Origin of the sequence: Leucobacter sp. Psy1 (assembly GCF_020096995.1) — a bacterium.
GTDB lineage: Bacteria > Actinomycetota > Actinomycetes > Actinomycetales > Microbacteriaceae > Leucobacter.
Genome location: NZ_CP083692.1, coordinates 3,136,904 through 3,151,400 on the forward strand (window position 1 = coordinate 3,136,904; position 14,497 = coordinate 3,151,400).

General features: G+C 68.0%; 14 protein-coding genes. 9 read left to right on the forward strand and 5 right to left on the reverse strand.

The window, feature by feature from the left end; all coding sequences use genetic code 11:
• Window positions 1–62 precede the first annotated feature (62 nt).
• Both K8P10_RS14890 and K8P10_RS14895 read left to right on the forward strand, forming a co-directional pair.
• The gene (locus K8P10_RS14890) at window positions 63–1,349 is read left to right on the forward strand and encodes an aspartate aminotransferase family protein (protein ID WP_224779662.1); all 1,287 of its coding nucleotides are present in this window, start codon (window positions 63–65) and stop codon (window positions 1,347–1,349) included.
• Window positions 1,346–2,830: an NAD-dependent succinate-semialdehyde dehydrogenase gene (locus tag K8P10_RS14895; protein WP_224779663.1), complete on the forward strand. Its 1,485-nt coding sequence runs from the start codon at window positions 1,346–1,348 to the stop codon at window positions 2,828–2,830. Before K8P10_RS14890 ends, K8P10_RS14895 begins: the two co-directional genes overlap by 4 nt.
• Here the strand turns inward: K8P10_RS14895 and K8P10_RS14900 are convergent.
• A complete protein-coding gene (locus K8P10_RS14900; protein WP_224779664.1) occupies window positions 2,797–4,215 on the reverse strand; it encodes an amino acid permease in 1,419 nt (472 codons plus the stop codon). The two genes, K8P10_RS14895 and K8P10_RS14900, sit on opposite strands and share 34 nt — an antisense overlap.
• A 210-nt stretch (window positions 4,216–4,425) precedes the next feature.
• Between K8P10_RS14900 and K8P10_RS14905 the strand changes: the two genes are divergently transcribed.
• Together K8P10_RS14905 and K8P10_RS14910 are read left to right on the forward strand one after the other, a co-directional pair.
• Window positions 4,426–5,280 (forward strand): SDR family oxidoreductase, encoded by an 855-nt coding sequence (locus K8P10_RS14905; RefSeq protein ID WP_224779665.1) that lies wholly within the window; start codon window positions 4,426–4,428, stop codon window positions 5,278–5,280.
• Between the two features lie 93 nt (window positions 5,281–5,373).
• Window positions 5,374–6,243 carry a helix-turn-helix domain-containing protein gene (locus K8P10_RS14910; protein WP_224779666.1) on the forward strand — a complete coding sequence of 290 codons (870 nt, stop codon included), beginning with the start codon at window positions 5,374–5,376 and terminating at the stop codon, window positions 6,241–6,243.
• A gap of 23 nt (window positions 6,244–6,266) precedes the next feature.
• Here the strand turns inward: K8P10_RS14910 and K8P10_RS14915 are convergent, their stop codons facing one another.
• Entirely contained in the window at window positions 6,267–6,998 is a 732-nt protein-coding gene (locus K8P10_RS14915) for a GntR family transcriptional regulator (RefSeq protein WP_224779667.1), read from the reverse strand.
• A 66-nt stretch (window positions 6,999–7,064) separates the two neighbouring features.
• Here K8P10_RS14915 and K8P10_RS14920 point away from each other — a divergent pair, with 66 nt between their 5' ends.
• The 4 genes from K8P10_RS14920 to K8P10_RS14935 all read left to right on the forward strand — a co-directional run bounded on the left by K8P10_RS14920 (window position 7,065) and on the right by K8P10_RS14935 (window position 10,487).
• Window positions 7,065–8,312, forward strand: coding sequence for an MFS transporter (locus tag K8P10_RS14920; protein WP_224779668.1), 1,248 nt, complete (start codon window positions 7,065–7,067; stop codon window positions 8,310–8,312).
• Complete coding sequence (locus tag K8P10_RS14925) at window positions 8,305–8,718, forward strand: metalloregulator ArsR/SmtB family transcription factor (protein ID WP_224779669.1); 414 nt, start codon at window positions 8,305–8,307, stop codon at window positions 8,716–8,718. The genes K8P10_RS14920 and K8P10_RS14925 overlap by 8 nt, the downstream gene beginning before the upstream one ends.
• 34 nt (window positions 8,719–8,752) lie before the next feature.
• Window positions 8,753–9,283 carry a GNAT family N-acetyltransferase gene (locus K8P10_RS14930; protein ID WP_224779670.1) on the forward strand — a complete coding sequence of 177 codons (531 nt, stop codon included), beginning with the start codon at window positions 8,753–8,755 and terminating at the stop codon, window positions 9,281–9,283.
• 241 nt (window positions 9,284–9,524) lie between these two features.
• The gene (locus tag K8P10_RS14935) at window positions 9,525–10,487 is read left to right on the forward strand and encodes a sugar-binding transcriptional regulator (RefSeq protein WP_224779671.1); all 963 of its coding nucleotides are present in this window, start codon (window positions 9,525–9,527) and stop codon (window positions 10,485–10,487) included.
• A gap of 30 nt (window positions 10,488–10,517) precedes the next feature.
• Here K8P10_RS14935 and K8P10_RS14940 read toward each other — a convergent pair whose 3' ends face one another.
• On the reverse strand, window positions 10,518–11,105 hold the full coding sequence (locus tag K8P10_RS14940; RefSeq protein WP_224779672.1) for a TetR/AcrR family transcriptional regulator: 588 nt from the start codon (window positions 11,103–11,105) through the stop codon (window positions 10,518–10,520).
• Between the two features lie 80 nt (window positions 11,106–11,185).
• Between K8P10_RS14940 and K8P10_RS14945 the strand changes: the two genes are divergently transcribed.
• Window positions 11,186–11,758, forward strand: a complete 573-nt coding sequence (locus tag K8P10_RS14945) for an NAD(P)H-dependent oxidoreductase (protein WP_224779673.1) — start codon at window positions 11,186–11,188, stop codon at window positions 11,756–11,758.
• Here K8P10_RS14945 and K8P10_RS14950 read toward each other — a convergent pair.
• Entirely contained in the window at window positions 11,748–13,643 is a 1,896-nt protein-coding gene (locus tag K8P10_RS14950; RefSeq protein ID WP_224779674.1) for a YhgE/Pip family protein, read from the reverse strand. The two genes, K8P10_RS14945 and K8P10_RS14950, sit on opposite strands and share 11 nt — an antisense overlap.
• A complete protein-coding gene (locus K8P10_RS14955; RefSeq protein ID WP_224779675.1) occupies window positions 13,640–14,341 on the reverse strand; it encodes a hypothetical protein in 702 nt (233 codons plus the stop codon). Before K8P10_RS14955 ends, K8P10_RS14950 begins: the two co-directional genes overlap by 4 nt.
• Between the last annotated feature and the right edge of the window lie 156 nt (window positions 14,342–14,497).

The window sequence follows — 14,497 nt, forward strand, 5'->3', positions numbered from 1 at the left end:
GCCCTACAATCAGACGCACTGGCCGATTTCCGGCCTCTCGGACCGAAGGAGATCTGATCATCGTGACCGCACCCGCCCGCACCGGACCCGCACTCTGGAGCGCCCAAGCCCACATGCCCTCAGTGCTCGGACGCCAGCTCGTCATCACTCGCGGCGAGGGGAACTACGTCTTCACCAGCGAGGGACAACGGCTCTTCGATGGCACCGCAGGACTGTGGCACGCGAATATCGGTCACGGCAGAGCCGAGATGGCCGAGGTCGCAGCCGAGCAGATGCGCACGCTCGAGACGTACCACGTCTTCGGGAGGTACCTGAACGACCGCGCAGTCGAACTCGCGGAACGCGTCAGCGACCTCGCACCGATCGACGACGCCAAGGTGATCCTCAACAGCGGCGGATCCGACTCCATCGATGTCGCCCTGAAGCTCGCCAGGCGCTACTGGCAGCTGCGCGGTCGGCACGAGAAGACGATCGTCCTGAGCCGAGACCTCGCCTACCACGGCCTGCACGCGTACGGCACGAGCGTCGCCGGCCTCGACTTCAACCGCGAAGGCTACGGCACGGATTCGCTCGTCCCCGAGACGGCGCGCATCGACACTGCAGACATCGACCGAGTCCGCGCGCAGGTCGCCGAGATCGGGCCCGACCGCATCGCCGCGATCATCGCCGAGCCCATTCAGGGGACCGGCGGAGTGATTCCGCCGACTCCCGGGTATCTCGAGGGGCTGCAGCGCATCGCGGACGAGCACGACATCCTCTTCATCGCCGACGAGGTCATCACCGGCTTCGGGCGCACGGGCGCCTGGTTCGCCTCGGAGCGCTACGGGATCCGACCCGACATCATCACGATGGCGAAGGGCATCTCGTCGGGCTACTCGGCGGTCGGCGGCATCATCGTGGCCCCCGAGGTCTGGGAGCCGTTCTACGCTGACGACGCCCCGATGTACCGCCACGGCACCACCTACTCGGGTCACGCCACTTCCGCCGCACTCGCGCTGAAGAACCTCGAGATCATCGAGCGCGACGGGCTCCTCGGGCGCGTCCGCACTCTGGAGGGCGTCCTCGCGCACGAGCTCGCTGGCATCGCCGCAGATCCGCGCGTGGCCGCGACCCGGGTCGCGGGCTTCCTCGGCGGCATCGAGCTCCGGCCCGAGCACTCCGCCGAGCGCGTCACCGACGCCATGGTCGAGCAGGGATGGATCGCGCGCCCTCTGCGCGGGAACGTGGTGCAGATCAGTCCGCCGTTCACCAGCACTGACGCAGAGGTCAGGGGGATCGTCGCGGCGGTCGGCCATGCATTGGACGTTACGAGCGGTGCGCCCGCACCGGAACTGGCGGTGGCACGATGAACGAGCAGTCGATCGATCAGGATCTCCTCCGCCGCACCGACGAGGCACTTGCGAGCGTGACGCTCGACCGACTCGGTCTCGGCACCACCGACACCTTCGAGGTGCGCGACCCAGCCACCGAGCGGGTCATCGCCACACCACCGGACCACTCGACCGACGACGCGCTCATCGCCCTCGAGCGCGCCGACCGCGCCGGCGCCGCGTGGGCCAGGACGACGGCGCGTCACCGCTCCGACGTGCTCCACCGCGCCTACGGCCTGCTCATCGAGCAGCGGGATCGCCTGGCCGCCGTCATCACCCGCGAGATGGGCAAACCGCTCGCCGAAGCCCTGGGCGAGGTGCAGTACGCCGCCGACTACGTCCGCTGGTACGCCGAGGAGGCACTGCGCCCGGCGGGCAACTACCGCGAGAACCCCGTGGGAGGGTCGACGATCCTGACCTCGCGTGGACCGATCGGCACGGCGCTCCTCATCACGCCGTGGAACTTCCCGATGGCAATGGCGACCCGCAAAATCGCGCCCGCCATCGCCGTGGGCTGCGGGTCGGTCGTGAAACCCGCGGCACTCACGCCGCTCACCACGCTCGTCGTGGCCGAGATCTTCGTCGAGGCCGGAGTGCCCGAGGAGCTCGTGCAGGTCGTGACGACGACGCGCGCCGGTGCGTTCAGTGAAGCGCTGATGGCAGACTCTCGAGTGCGCAAGGTGTCGTTCACCGGGTCGACCGGCGTCGGCAGCGTGCTGCTCGGGCAGGCGGCGAAGCACGTCATCAAGAGCTCCATGGAGCTCGGTGGCAATGCCCCGCTCCTCGTCTTCGACGACGCCGATCTCGAGCGCGCCGTCGAGGGTGCCGTCGTCGCGAAGCTGCGGAACGGCGGCCAGTCCTGCGTGGCGGCTAACCGCATCCTCGTGCAGGACGGCATCGCCGACGCCTTCGTCGAGGGCTTCACCGAGCGCATGCGCGCCGCGGTGCTCGGCAACGGACTCGCCGAGGGCGTGACCCTCGGGCCGGTGATCGACGACCGCGCCGTGAACGGGTTCACCCGTCTCGTCGAGGACGCCGTCGCCCAGGGCGCCGACCTGCGACTCGGCGGTTCGGCCCCCGATGGCGCCGGGCACTTCTTCGAGGCGACGGTGCTCGACCGCGTGCCCGAGAGCGCCGAGATCGCACAGACCGAGATTTTCGGACCGATCGCGTCGATCGCCCGCTTCTCCGACGAGGAGGACGGGATCGCCCGCGCGAACTCGACCCCGTTCGGGCTCGCGAGCTACGTGTTCAGCGAGAACATCGACCGTGCCTTCGACGTCGCCGACCGCCTCGACGCCGGCATGGTCGGCATCAACCAGGGGATCGTGTCGAACGTCGCGGCGCCCTTCGGCGGGACGAAGGCCTCGGGGCTCGGACGCGAGGGCAGTTCCGAGGGACTCGAGGAGTACCAGGAGATCCGGTTCTACAACCTGGCGCGGCGCTCCTCGACGAGCTGATCCGGGACTGCCCGGCGTCGCTGCAGTACGAGACCGACGGTGACGGCGAGCGCGGTGACGATCGCGCTCGTCGTCACCTCGACGAGTCGCTGCCCTCCGGCGAAGAACATGGAGATGAGCAGTCCGGCGAGCGCGGCGATCACGACCCAGTTGAGCACTGGGAATCCCCACATGCGGCTCACCCCTTCCTGAGCCGCGGCGTCGATCCCCTGCCCGGCGAGGATCCTCCGGCTGCGCAGCTGGGAGACGGCGATGACGGCCCAGATCACGATCACCAGTCCACCCGTGGAGTTCACGAGGAACGAGAAGACCGCGTCGGGGGCGGTGTAGTTCAGGACGACGCAGACGAGTCCGATCACGGCTGAGAAGAGGATCGCCGCGGACGGGGCACCCCGCCGCGACACCCGGGTCATGCTCCGGGGCGCCCCGCCGCGCTGCGCGAGGGAGAACACCATGCGAGAGGAGCTGTAGAGGGCGGCGTTCAGCGTCGAGAGGAGCGCGGTCACCACGATGACGTTCATGGCGGTCCCGGCCCACGCGAATCCTGCGGCGTCGAGTACCGAGACGAAGGGGCTCACCCCAGCTTGGATCCGATCCCACGGCAGCACCGTCACGACGACGAGCATCGAGCCGATGTAGAACAGCAGGATCCGCGCGACGACCGAGTTCACGGCCTTCCGCACGGCATCGCGGGGATGCATCGACTCGCCCGCGGCGATCGTCGCGACCTCGGCACCGAACATGGAGAACACGACGGGCAGGAAGGCGGCGAGCACGCCACCGATGCCGTGCGGCATGAATCCCCCGGCACCCTCGCCGACGAGATTGCCGAGCGACGCGGTTCCATTGGGGATGACCCCGGCGATCAGCAGCACCCCGACGATGAGGAACGCCACGATCGTGCCCACCTTGATCGATGAGAACCAGAACTCGAACTCTCCGAACGATCCGACGGAGACGAGGTTGATGACGAGGAAGAGCACGGTGAGCGCGAGCGCACACACCCACTGAGGCAGCGCGGGTACCCATTCCGAGATGATCACGGCCGCCGCGGTGGCCTCGATGCCGACCGCCACGCTCCAGAACCACCAGTACAGCCACCCGACCGCCGTGCCGGCCCAGTGTCCGATGAAGCGACTCGCGTAGCTCGAGAAGGATCCGGTCTCCGGCGACACCGAGGCCATTTCACCGAGCATCCGCATGACCAGTACGACGAGGAGCCCGCCTCCGGCATAGGCGAGCACGACGGCGGGCCCGGCGGACACGATCGCTCCGCTGGAGGCCACGAGCAGCCCCGCTCCGATCACCCCGCCCAGCGCGATCATCGACAAATGCCTGGCTCGGAGGGTGTGCGCGAGCGCGCGGGGCGACGGTTCGATGGACATCTTCATCCTTCTGATGGGGAGCGCTCCGCACGTCGGCTCTCGCGCGTGAGCGGCACCGACCTCGCCGATGCTGCCATTTATATTATGCCCGTCGAGTGCGCGTGGCAATCATCATGGGTCTCAGAGTCCTAGGCGCAGCGGGGCCAGAGGTCGAGCGCGCGGGGAGTTCGAAGCGGATGAGGATGGAATTCCAACAGCTTGGAGGAATTCATGACCTATCCCACTGACCGTCCTGCCGTATGGTTCGTCACCGGGGCTTCCCGCGGACTCGGCATGGCACTCATCACGCATCTGCTCGGCCGCGGTGATTACGTTGCGGCAACCACGCGTTCCTCCGACCGGCTTCTCGCCGGTCTCGGCGACACTGACACGACGCACCTGCTGTGCTTTGAAGCGCCACTCACAGATGAGGAACAGGTGAGCGCAGCGGTCGCAAAGGCATACGATCGTTTCGGTCATATCGACGTCGTGGTCAACAATGCTGGTTACGGCATCCTGGGCGCCGTAGAGGAGACGAGCAACGAGGACATTCGCACGATGTTCGACGTGCAGCTGATCGGCACCTGGAATGTGATCCGATCGGTCCTGCCGCACATGCGTGCCGCACGGAGTGGCCACATCGTGAACATCTCCTCGATCGTCGGACTCGTGGCGTTCCCGGGATGGGGCCTCTACAGCGCAGCGAAGTTCGCCATCGAAGGATTGTCGGAGTCCTTGGCCGCAGAGGTCGTCGATTTCGGCATCGACGTCACGATCGTCGAACCCGGCTACTTCAACACCTCGTTCCTGACCGATGATTCACTCGCGCTCACCTCCAGCGCCTTCGACGCGTACCCGGGCATTCGGGAGATGATCGTCACGCACCAGGCGATGCCCGGAACACAGCCAGGGGATCCTGACCGCGCTGCTGCCGCACTCGTCACCATCGCTCATGGAGCGGGCGGGCCGCTGCGTCAGCAACTCGGTTCAGACTCCTCCAGCTTGGCCGAGAGCAAAGCAGATGCGCTCAAAGCCGAGGTTCTCGCCGCACGTGAACTCGCGCACACCACGGACTACGCGCGTTAAATATTCGCTGGTTGTTGGCGCGTCGATATGCACGCCAACAACCAGCGAGCGGGCGGGTTCCACCCGGCCCTGAAGCGCGAGAGAATGGTTCGCATGAGCGATCGGCATCGGGAGCTGGGCGAGTTTCTTCGCCGCGCCCGCGCAAGACGAAGCCCCGATACTGCGGGCCTGCTCCCCGACAGTCGAATCCGTCGGGTTCCCGGACTTCGGCGCGAGGAAGTGGCGTTGCTGGCGGGCGTATCCACGGATTACTACACCCGGTTGGAGCAGGGCCGCAACATCACCCCGTCGCACCAAGTCCTCGATGCACTGATCCGGGCTCTCGATCTCGACCACGCGGGAAGCACCTACCTCCGAACACTCCTCCAGCCCGGCGAAGTCGCGAGTGGTGACGCTCGGCCGACGGTGCAGCGCGTGAGACCCGGCCTGCACCAACTCCTCTCATCGTTCGAATCTCAGCCGGCACTGATTCTCGGTCGTCGAACCGACATTCTCGCGTCGAACCCGCTGGCCCGCGCGCTGTTCGCTGACTTCGACTCGATGCCCGCGAAGCATCGCAACTACGCTCGCTGGATGTTCCTCGACGATGCGGCACGCGCGCTCTTCCTCGACTGGAGCACGCAGGCGCGCAACGCGGTGGAGGCGTTACGCTTCGACGCGGCCGACATGCCGGAGAGCACGGAAACTCAACAGCTCGTCGGAGAGCTCTCGCTCGCCAGTCCCGAATTCCGGCGTTGGTGGTCAGCGCACAAGGTGCACCAGCGCACCCACGGCACGAAGCGTCTCAACCATCCCGCCTTGGGGCGTCTCGATGTCGAGTTCGAGACCCTGGCGCTTCCAGGGGACGTCTCTCAAGTGCTCTACCTCTACACGGCTGCACGCGGAAGTTCTTCGCACGAAGCCTTGACCCATCTGAAGGATCACATGCGCTCGACGTTCGCAACAGCGCAGACTCGAGCATGACATGAGCCGACGGGGCCCACACCTCAGGCGTCGAGCAGAATCTGCCGGATCCTCGCGTGATTCTCGTCGAGGTGCTGCTCGATCGCGGCACGCGCGACCTCCGGGCGCCCGCTCCCGAGCGCGTCGAGCAGCTCCCGGTGATGCGGCACGAGCGTCTCCCACGGGCGCTCGTGCTCGTGGTCGACGTAGGAGAGCAGCATGAGGTAGTAGCCCATCTCGGTCGAGACCCCGGCGTAGAACTCGTCGATCCGCCGACTCCCGAGCAGTGAGACCATCTCCGCATGGAAAGCGAGGTCGGCGGCGACGATCTCGCGGGCCTGTCCGCGCTCCGCGACGACGATGAAGTGGTCGAACGCGCGGTGCAGCGCAGCGAGCTGCTCGGCATCGGGGGTCACCGCGGCAGCGGCGCCCTCCAACCGCTTCCGCGTCACGTAGAGGTCGTCGAGCTCTTCCACCGAGGGCGTCGCAACGACCGCACCGCGGTGCATCTCGTAGCGCACGAGGCGACTCTGCTCGAGGAGGCGGATCCCTTCGCGGACGGAGTTCCGCGAGATCCCGAGCTGCGTCGCGAGCGCACTCTCGCGCAATCGTTCCCCGGCCCCCAGCACCCCCTCGAGGATCTGCGTCGTGAGCAGCTCGGCCACCTGCTCTGCCGCGCTCACCCTGGTGAGCGCCAGGCCGGGCACGGCGGGGGCGGCCCCCGCGCGACGATTCGCCTGCGGGTGCCCCGTCACCTCCGGAGTCTGCGCACCCATCGTGTGCAGAGTATCACTTTTCACGCTTCTCTTGCATATTTGCGCAACCACGCAAATACTGGGTGCATGTTCCTCGCACTGCGGTACCCCACCTTCCGGCGCCTCTTCGCCGCGCACATCGTCGCACTCGTCGGCACGGGGCTCGCCACCATCGCGATCGGCTTCCTCGCCTTCGACCTCGCCGGGGGCGAGGCATCCGCGGTACTGGGCACGATCATGGCGATCAAGATGTGCACGTACCTCGTCGTCGGTCCGCTCGCGCCGGTTATTGCGGCCCGCATCGGCGCGCGCCGCTTGCTCATCGGCACCGACATTCTCCGCTGCGGAGTCGCCGCAGCTCTCCCGTTCATCGACGGGCTCGCTCAGGCCTACGCGCTGATCTTCGTACTGCAGGCGGCATCCGCCCTGTTCACGCCCACGTTCCAGGCCGCGATTCCCACCGTCGTCACCGATCGGAACGCCTACACCGGAGCGCTCGCCCTCTCCCGACTCGCCTACGACCTCGAGACGCTCGCCTCCCCGGCGCTCGCGGGCCTCCTCCTCCTCGCGATGCCCTCATCCGCGCTGTTCTTCGGCACGGCCGTCGGCTTCGCCGCCTCGGCCACGCTCATCCTCTCGGTCGCCCTGCCCCGACCACCCGCCGAGGAGCGCCCCCCGTTCCGACAGCAGCTCACACGCGGGAGCCGCATGATGTTCCGCATGCCGATCCTGCGCGGGATCCTCCTGCTCCACCTCGCGCTGGCCGCCGTCGGGGCCATCATTCAGGTACTCACCGTTCCGATGGTCCGCGGCGAACTCGGCGGCAGCGAACCCCAGTCCGCCTCCGTGCTCGCCGCATTCGGCCTCGGCTGCATGACGTCGGCCGTGCTGATGCCCACCCTCATCGCTCGCGTCGGCGTCCGCCGCTACATGGTCTCCGGCCTCACGCTCATGATCGTGATCACACCGGCGCTGTGGCCCCTCATCGCCCTCACCCCTGAGAGTTGGGCGATTCCCGCGGTGAGCGTGCTCTGGTTCGCGCTCGGTCTCGGGTACTCTGCGACGCTCGCGCCGATGGGCCGCGTCATTCGCGACCACATCTCCGACCACGACCTGCCCGATGTGTTCGCAGCGCAGTTCTCCCTCGCCCACGGGTGGTGGCTCATCACCTACCCACTTGCAGGGTGGGGCGGTACCATCATCGGTATCGGGCCCATCTCTCTGGTCCTCGCGATCATCGCGGCCGCGGCACTCGTCGGGGCGCTCCGATCCTGGCCCAGCTGCTCACGCGGCCCGGTGAACAACGTCGAGCGCACGGAGGTGCACCATGGGTAGACCGGACGCCGAGCATCCGCCGGCACCGCGACAACCGAGTGCCGAAGAACTCGAGCACGCGGCCGGTGTCCTCCAATTGCTCGCGGACCGGACGCGCCTCGGCATTCTCGCGCTCCTCGCGAGCGGCGGAGAACTCGCGGTCGGCGAGATCGCCGAGCGGCTCGAACGCCCCGTGCCTGCCGTATCGCAGCACCTCGCCAAACTGAAGGGCGGCAACCTCGTGCTCACGCGGCGCGAGGGCACTTCGATCCACTATCGTCTCGGCGGCGAGCACGTCTCCGACTTGGTCGCGAACCTGCTGCAGCACACCGAGCACGCGCTCTTCGCCGACCCTCCGCACCACAGCGCCGTGCCCGACGGGGCTGCGGTGCGGGCCATGGCGCAGCTCGCAACGGCGAACGCTTAGGGCGGAGCCCAGCGCCTCTGGCAGACTGCACTGCATGACCCGTATCCGCCTGATCGAGCCCGCTGACGCCGAGACGCTCGCCTCGCTCCTCGCTCGGGATCGGGAGTTCCTCCTTCCCTGGGAACCGATTCGGGCCGACGCATATTTCACCGCGCCGGGGCAGCAGGCCGAGATCAGGGCACTGCTTGAGCAGCATGAGCGGGGCGAGGTCGTTCCGTTCGTGATGCTCAACGATGAGGAGCGGGTCGTCGGCAGAGTGACCCTGAACGGCATCGTGCGCGGACCGTTCCAGAGCTGCAGCGTGGGCTACTGGCTGACGCGAGCCTCGCGAGGGCGCGGTCTCGCGACCTTCGCTGTGGCTGCCGCGGTGGACCACGCGTTCACCGAAATCGGGTTGCATCGGGTTCAGGCAGAAGTGATGCCCGACAACACCGCATCCCGTCGTGTGCTCGAACGAAACAGGTTCTCCGAGTACGGCTACGCTCCGCGGTACTTGCAGATCGCCGGCTCCTGGGAGGATCACCTCATGTTCCAGCGATTGGCGGACGACCCGGCCGTCACCTGAGGGGGCTCGGGAGGTCCGGGTTCGGGCCGCGACGAGGGGGAGTGGCGGGCCCGAACCCGGAGTGAGCCGACACGTGCGGACGTCTCCTCGAGCCGACTCGATTCGAGTGTCCCGTGCTCGTCCAGTGTTTGCAATACACTGTTTGCACATATGTTCAGGTGTGGATCGCACAACCGGGCACACAGCCCGCACACCGCGATCTCACCGGCACGGTGACGCACGGGCGCGGGAGGTTGCACAGATGTTCAGCGGTTCCCGCGAGCGCGTGCGACTTCTGCTGCGCGTCTCCCGGCGCTACTACCTCGACGGCGCCGACCAGTGGACCATCGGCTCCGAGGTCGGTTACTCTCGCGCCACCATTTCGCGTCTGCTCACCGAAGCGCGCGAACGCGGGATCATCCGGTTCTCGATTTCGCACCCCCTCGAGCAGACCCTCGAACTCGAAGCGCGCCTGAAGCAACGGTTCGGGCTCGCGGCGGCGGTAGTCGCCTGCGGCGCGAGCGGCCCCTCGGCCGTCGGACCGCTCGCCGCTCGCGCGGTGGCGGAACGTCTGGCATCGCACACGCTCGTCAGCCTCGCGCACGGCGCCGCCGTGGCGGCCGTCGTCGAGGCGATGCCCCGCCTCGAGCAGCGATCCTGCTGCGTCACGCCCATGACCGGAGCAGTGTTCCACGTGGAACGACCCGGTGCCGACAGCAGCGCCCTCTGCCGCGCACTCGCCGACCGGATCGCCGGCGTCCACCGGAGCTTCTCCGTACCAATGGTGCTGCCCGATGCGCCATCAGCGCTCCGCGCACGGGGAGACCCGGAGGTGGTCGCCGCACTGGAACTCGCCGCCCGCGCCGATCTCGCGCTCGTCGGCGTGGGGTCGATGCATCGCCTCGCGAACGCGCCGTACCTCCTGCAGAACCACGTGAAGACAGGCATCGACGAGGAGGCGAGACGCGGTGGAGCCGTCGCGCGTCTCCTCGGCCACTACCTCGACGCGAGAGGACGGCTGGTGCCGACGTCGCTGCATCCCAGGCTCGTCGGGCTCGACCCCGCACGTCTGGCGGGAATCGGAGCCACCATCGTCGTCGCCTGGGGCGAGGCGAAAGCGCCGGCACTCCACGCGGCGCTCCGCTCGGGCCTCCTCTCATCCATCGTCACCGATGAGCCGACCGCTCGCGCGATCCTCGCTACCCGAATGGCGCCCCTCGCGTAATCCAGGCGCGCCCACGCCCGACGCCGATCCTCAGTCGACGAAGCGCGTCTCCAACAGGGCGGCAAGTCCCGGCCTCACCACCGCCGGCTCCAGGTGGTGCGCCGCCACGAGGACCGCCATACCGTGCACGGCCGCCCACACGGCCCCCACGGTCGCGTCGATTACGCCCTCTGAGGTGCCGGCCGGAAGTGCGGCAAGGACGGTCTCGGCGAGAAACCGATCATTCGCCTCCACGAGGGGGCCCGTGATGGCGTTGGGCTCCCGTGGGTCGCAGATCTCGGGATCGAAGATGATGTCGAAGAGTGGACGATGGTCACGGGCGAAATCGACGTAGGCGAAACTCGCGGCGAGCAGACGCGCCTTCGGAGCTGCCTCAGCGTCGCGAGCGGCCACCATGACCGAGAGCAAGGCACGCAGGCCCCGCGCCGCTACGGCTTTCATGAGCCCCTGCCGATCACCGAAGTGGTGATACGGCGCGTTGTGACTGACGCCGGCCCGACGAGCCACAGCGCGCAGACTGAGCGCGGCCGTCCCCTCCTCCGCGAGCAACTCCAGCGCGGCCTCTTCGAGGACCGCGTCGAGATTGCCCTTGTGGTAAGCGCGATCCGATCTTGACACAGACCAGATTCTACGCCTATCTTGGCACTGCCCAGATAATTGACAGTGTCAAGATCAAATAAGAACCCACCGGAGAACCGATGCCCACTTCGCTCATCATCGATGCCCACCCCAACCCGGAGAGCCTGACCGCAGGCATCGCCCGCACCTATGCGACCCATGCGACGGATGCACGCCTCATCTCACTGCGCGACTTGCAGTTCGACCTCCACATGCGTCACGGGTATCGCCAACGCATGCCCATCGAACCCGACCTGGCCGACGCGCGCGCCGCGATCCGAGCAGCCGAACACCTGGTCATCGCGACGCCGGTGTGGTGGCGGTCGACCCCCGCTCTCCTGAAGGGATTCCTCGATCGAGCGCTTCTTCCGCACGAGGAGTACCAGTACTCGAAGCGTGGCCTCCCGGAGGGCCTCCTCGGTGGACGCACGGCGCGCGTCTTCGCCACCTCCGACACTCCTCGAGCACTCCAACCGCTCATGCCGGACACACGGCTGCGCTCGCTCACGCACGGCACGCTACGCTTCTGCGGCATCGCCCCAGTGCGAGTCACCCGGTTCGCACCGGTAAAATCCTCCTCACCGCAACAGCGGACAGAGTGGCTCCGCACGGTTGAGCGCCTCGCACGAGCGGAGCGCCCGACTACCCGATAAGGCTCGGCTGCAGATCCTTCAGCGTACGCGACCGCATGGTGCGCGAGACCCCGATGATCGACACGAGAATCGCGGCGACCAGCACGAGGAGCAGCTTGAGTGCATCCTGTCCGGCCGCTCCGACATCGCCCCCGTACATGAGCTGGCGCAGTCCATCGACGGCGAACGACATCGGCAGATAGTGGTGCAGCGCGGCGAGGGGAGCCGGGAGCGTCTGCCACGGGAACGTACCTCCGGCGGTCACCAGTTGAACCACCATCAACACCAGGCCGAGGAACTGCCCCACGCTTCCGAACCACACGTTCAGGGCGAGGATGATCGCCGCGAACGTGATCGAGGCGAGCGCCATGAGCCCGTAGGCCGGCCAGGGGTGGACGACTTGGAAACCGAGCGTGCCGGCCACGATCCCGAACAGGGCCGCCATCTGCACGGCGCCGAGCAACGCCGGCGTCGCCCACCCGGCGACCGCCACGCGCACGGGAGCGTGCAGCGCCGTCATGGCGCGACGCGAGACCGGTTTCAAGATGAGGAACAGGGCGTAGATACCGATCCACGCCGCCAAGCTCACGAAGAACGGCGCGAGTCCGGCTCCGTAGGTACCGGCCGAAGTCACTTTCGACGTCTGCAGATCCACAGGATTCGCGATGTTCGCGGCCTGCTCCTTGCGAAGCTCCGCACTGCTGTCGGGCAGCTGGTCGACACCGTCGGAGAGCCCGTCGCGCAATTGCCCGATGCCCTGCTGCAGCTCCCCGAGCCCGGAATCGAGCGTGTTCGCCCCGCTCTCGAGCTCTCCGAGCCCCGATTCGAGCTGATTCGCACCGTCCGAAGCGCTCGCGATCCCGGCGGCGAGCTGTGGCGTGGCATTCGCGAGCGTCCGGGACCCATCGGCCACCTGCTGGGACCCCGAGGCGAGGGTGTCCAACTGCTGGCTCGCCCCCTGCACACGGGTGTTGGCGTCGCCGACGACCGCGCCCGCCTGGGTGAGGCGATCCGCGACCTGATCGACCACGTCGGCGTCCACACCCGCGTCGCGGAGGTCGCTCAGGACCGCCTCCCGGTCTGCGGCGAGACGGTTCGTCGCCTGCTGGCTCGCCCCGGCGACCTCGCGCCCGAGTTGAGCCACTTCTGCGTTGCCCTGGGCGACCTGGGCAGCGCCGTTCGCCAGCTGCTCGGTCTGCGCCGGGAGACCGCTCGTACCCTCGCGGAGCGTACCGAGACCACTCGCCAGTTCCGAGGCGCCGTCGTGGGCCTGCGTGGCACCCGCCGCGAGCTGGTGCGCACCGTCCTTCGCCGTCGCGGCGCCGTCTGCCAACTGCGACGCGCCATCGCGAGCATCGACCAGCGAGACACGGATCTCGGCGATCCCGTCGAGCATCGTCTTCGCGGCCTCCTGGTTCACGGAGCGGACGACCTGCTCGCGAATCTGCTTCACCGCCTGCTCACCGATCGTGGACGCCAAGTAGCTGTTCGCATCATTGGTGGTGAGGATCACCTCCGCCTGGTGCGGGTCGTCGGTCTGCGAGGACTCGAGCGCCGCCGTGAAGTCTTTCGGGATCGTGACCGAGAAGTCGTAGGCGCCGCCTTCGACACCCTGTTCAGCATTCGCTTCACTGACGCGGTGCCAGTCGAAGCTGCCGTCGTCGATGAGGTTTTCGGCGACGTCGTCGCCGATCGAGCGCACCTCGTTCCCGTGTTGGACCCCTTCGTCGGCGACGACGAGGGCCACCGGCACCTGGTCCAGGCGCGCGTACGGATCCTGATTGGCCCAGAGGTACAGGCCGCCGTACAGGAGCGGCACGCACATGAGCGCGACGAACGCGAGCCTGGCCATGGGCGTCGCCCAGAGCCGCGCGAACTCGGCGCGAATCAGCTGCGGGATCTTCATCGGGCGTCCTCCCCGGTCTGCTCGACCTGTCCTTGCCCAGCGGCGAGCTCACCCAACGCGGCGTGCTCGGCGAGCAGCGGCATCACTTCACCAGTCCCCCACCCCGAAGGCTGGGCCTCGATCGCCGCGCGTGCCGCCTTGCCGGCGATCACGAGCACGGCGGGTCCCTGATCTGCGAGCTCGCAGGCGATGGTCCACCACTCCTCGGGGTCGCCGCCGTGCCGGTCAGGCGACACGAGCACGATGCCCTCGACGCCCGGCCGCTTCAGAGCGAGTTCGCTGAGTGCGCGGATGCGGAGTCCCGGCGCTACATCGGCCATCGGCGTCCGCCCGTGCTCCGTGGCATCGAGCCGGTCCAGTTCGCGACGCACCGCGAACGGGCCGTTCGGCAAACCCGCGAACATGAGCTCCTCCGCGACAACCTCCCCGAGCCGCACATCGCCGTGCGGCTCGCTGACGTCCGGCGCGTCGACCAGGGCGAGCGACCGCCTCAGGCCCCGCCGATCCTCGACGCCGTCGAGCGTGACCTCGCCAGCGTCCGGCTTCATCCGCCCCGTCACGATGAGCCCGAGCACCGTCGGCCGCTGCGCCGTCTCCGTCTCCACGAAGACCGCAGTCCCCGATCGCAGGACGATATCGGTGGGTGGCAACGCCCGGCCCTTCGGCCCCTTGCTCACCGCGGTTGCGCGCACACGCATCGGCTCTCCCTCTCCGCGGAACGCCGACGCCGCTTCGCGCGATCCGCATGTCCGTTCCGCGTCGGGGCACGGGTGCATCCGTGAGATCGCCGACGAGGCGCCCACCAGTATCCGCCTGCGGCACGCATTCGGCAAATCGGTTGTGGACTCCGCATG

What these genes read in the sequence shown, in the direction of transcription:
- K8P10_RS14895 (WP_224779663.1), top strand. Translation starts at nt 1,346, where the DNA reads ATGAACGAGCAGTCGATCGATCAGGATCTCCTCCGCCGCACCGACGAG.
- K8P10_RS14900 (WP_224779664.1), bottom strand. Translation starts at nt 4,215, where the DNA reads ATGTCCATCGAACCGTCGCCCCGCGCGCTCGCGCACACCCTCCGAGCC.
- K8P10_RS14905 (WP_224779665.1), top strand. Translation starts at nt 4,426, where the DNA reads ATGACCTATCCCACTGACCGTCCTGCCGTATGGTTCGTCACCGGGGCT.
- K8P10_RS14910 (WP_224779666.1), top strand. Translation starts at nt 5,374, where the DNA reads ATGAGCGATCGGCATCGGGAGCTGGGCGAGTTTCTTCGCCGCGCCCGC.
- K8P10_RS14915 (WP_224779667.1), bottom strand. Translation starts at nt 6,998, where the DNA reads ATGGGTGCGCAGACTCCGGAGGTGACGGGGCACCCGCAGGCGAATCGT.
- K8P10_RS14920 (WP_224779668.1), top strand. Translation starts at nt 7,065, where the DNA reads ATGTTCCTCGCACTGCGGTACCCCACCTTCCGGCGCCTCTTCGCCGCG.
- K8P10_RS14925 (WP_224779669.1), top strand. Translation starts at nt 8,305, where the DNA reads ATGGGTAGACCGGACGCCGAGCATCCGCCGGCACCGCGACAACCGAGT.
- K8P10_RS14930 (WP_224779670.1), top strand. Translation starts at nt 8,753, where the DNA reads ATGACCCGTATCCGCCTGATCGAGCCCGCTGACGCCGAGACGCTCGCC.
- K8P10_RS14935 (WP_224779671.1), top strand. Translation starts at nt 9,525, where the DNA reads ATGTTCAGCGGTTCCCGCGAGCGCGTGCGACTTCTGCTGCGCGTCTCC.
- K8P10_RS14945 (WP_224779673.1), top strand. Translation starts at nt 11,186, where the DNA reads ATGCCCACTTCGCTCATCATCGATGCCCACCCCAACCCGGAGAGCCTG.
- K8P10_RS14950 (WP_224779674.1), bottom strand. Translation starts at nt 13,643, where the DNA reads ATGAAGATCCCGCAGCTGATTCGCGCCGAGTTCGCGCGGCTCTGGGCG.
- K8P10_RS14955 (WP_224779675.1), bottom strand. Translation starts at nt 14,341, where the DNA reads ATGCGTGTGCGCGCAACCGCGGTGAGCAAGGGGCCGAAGGGCCGGGCG.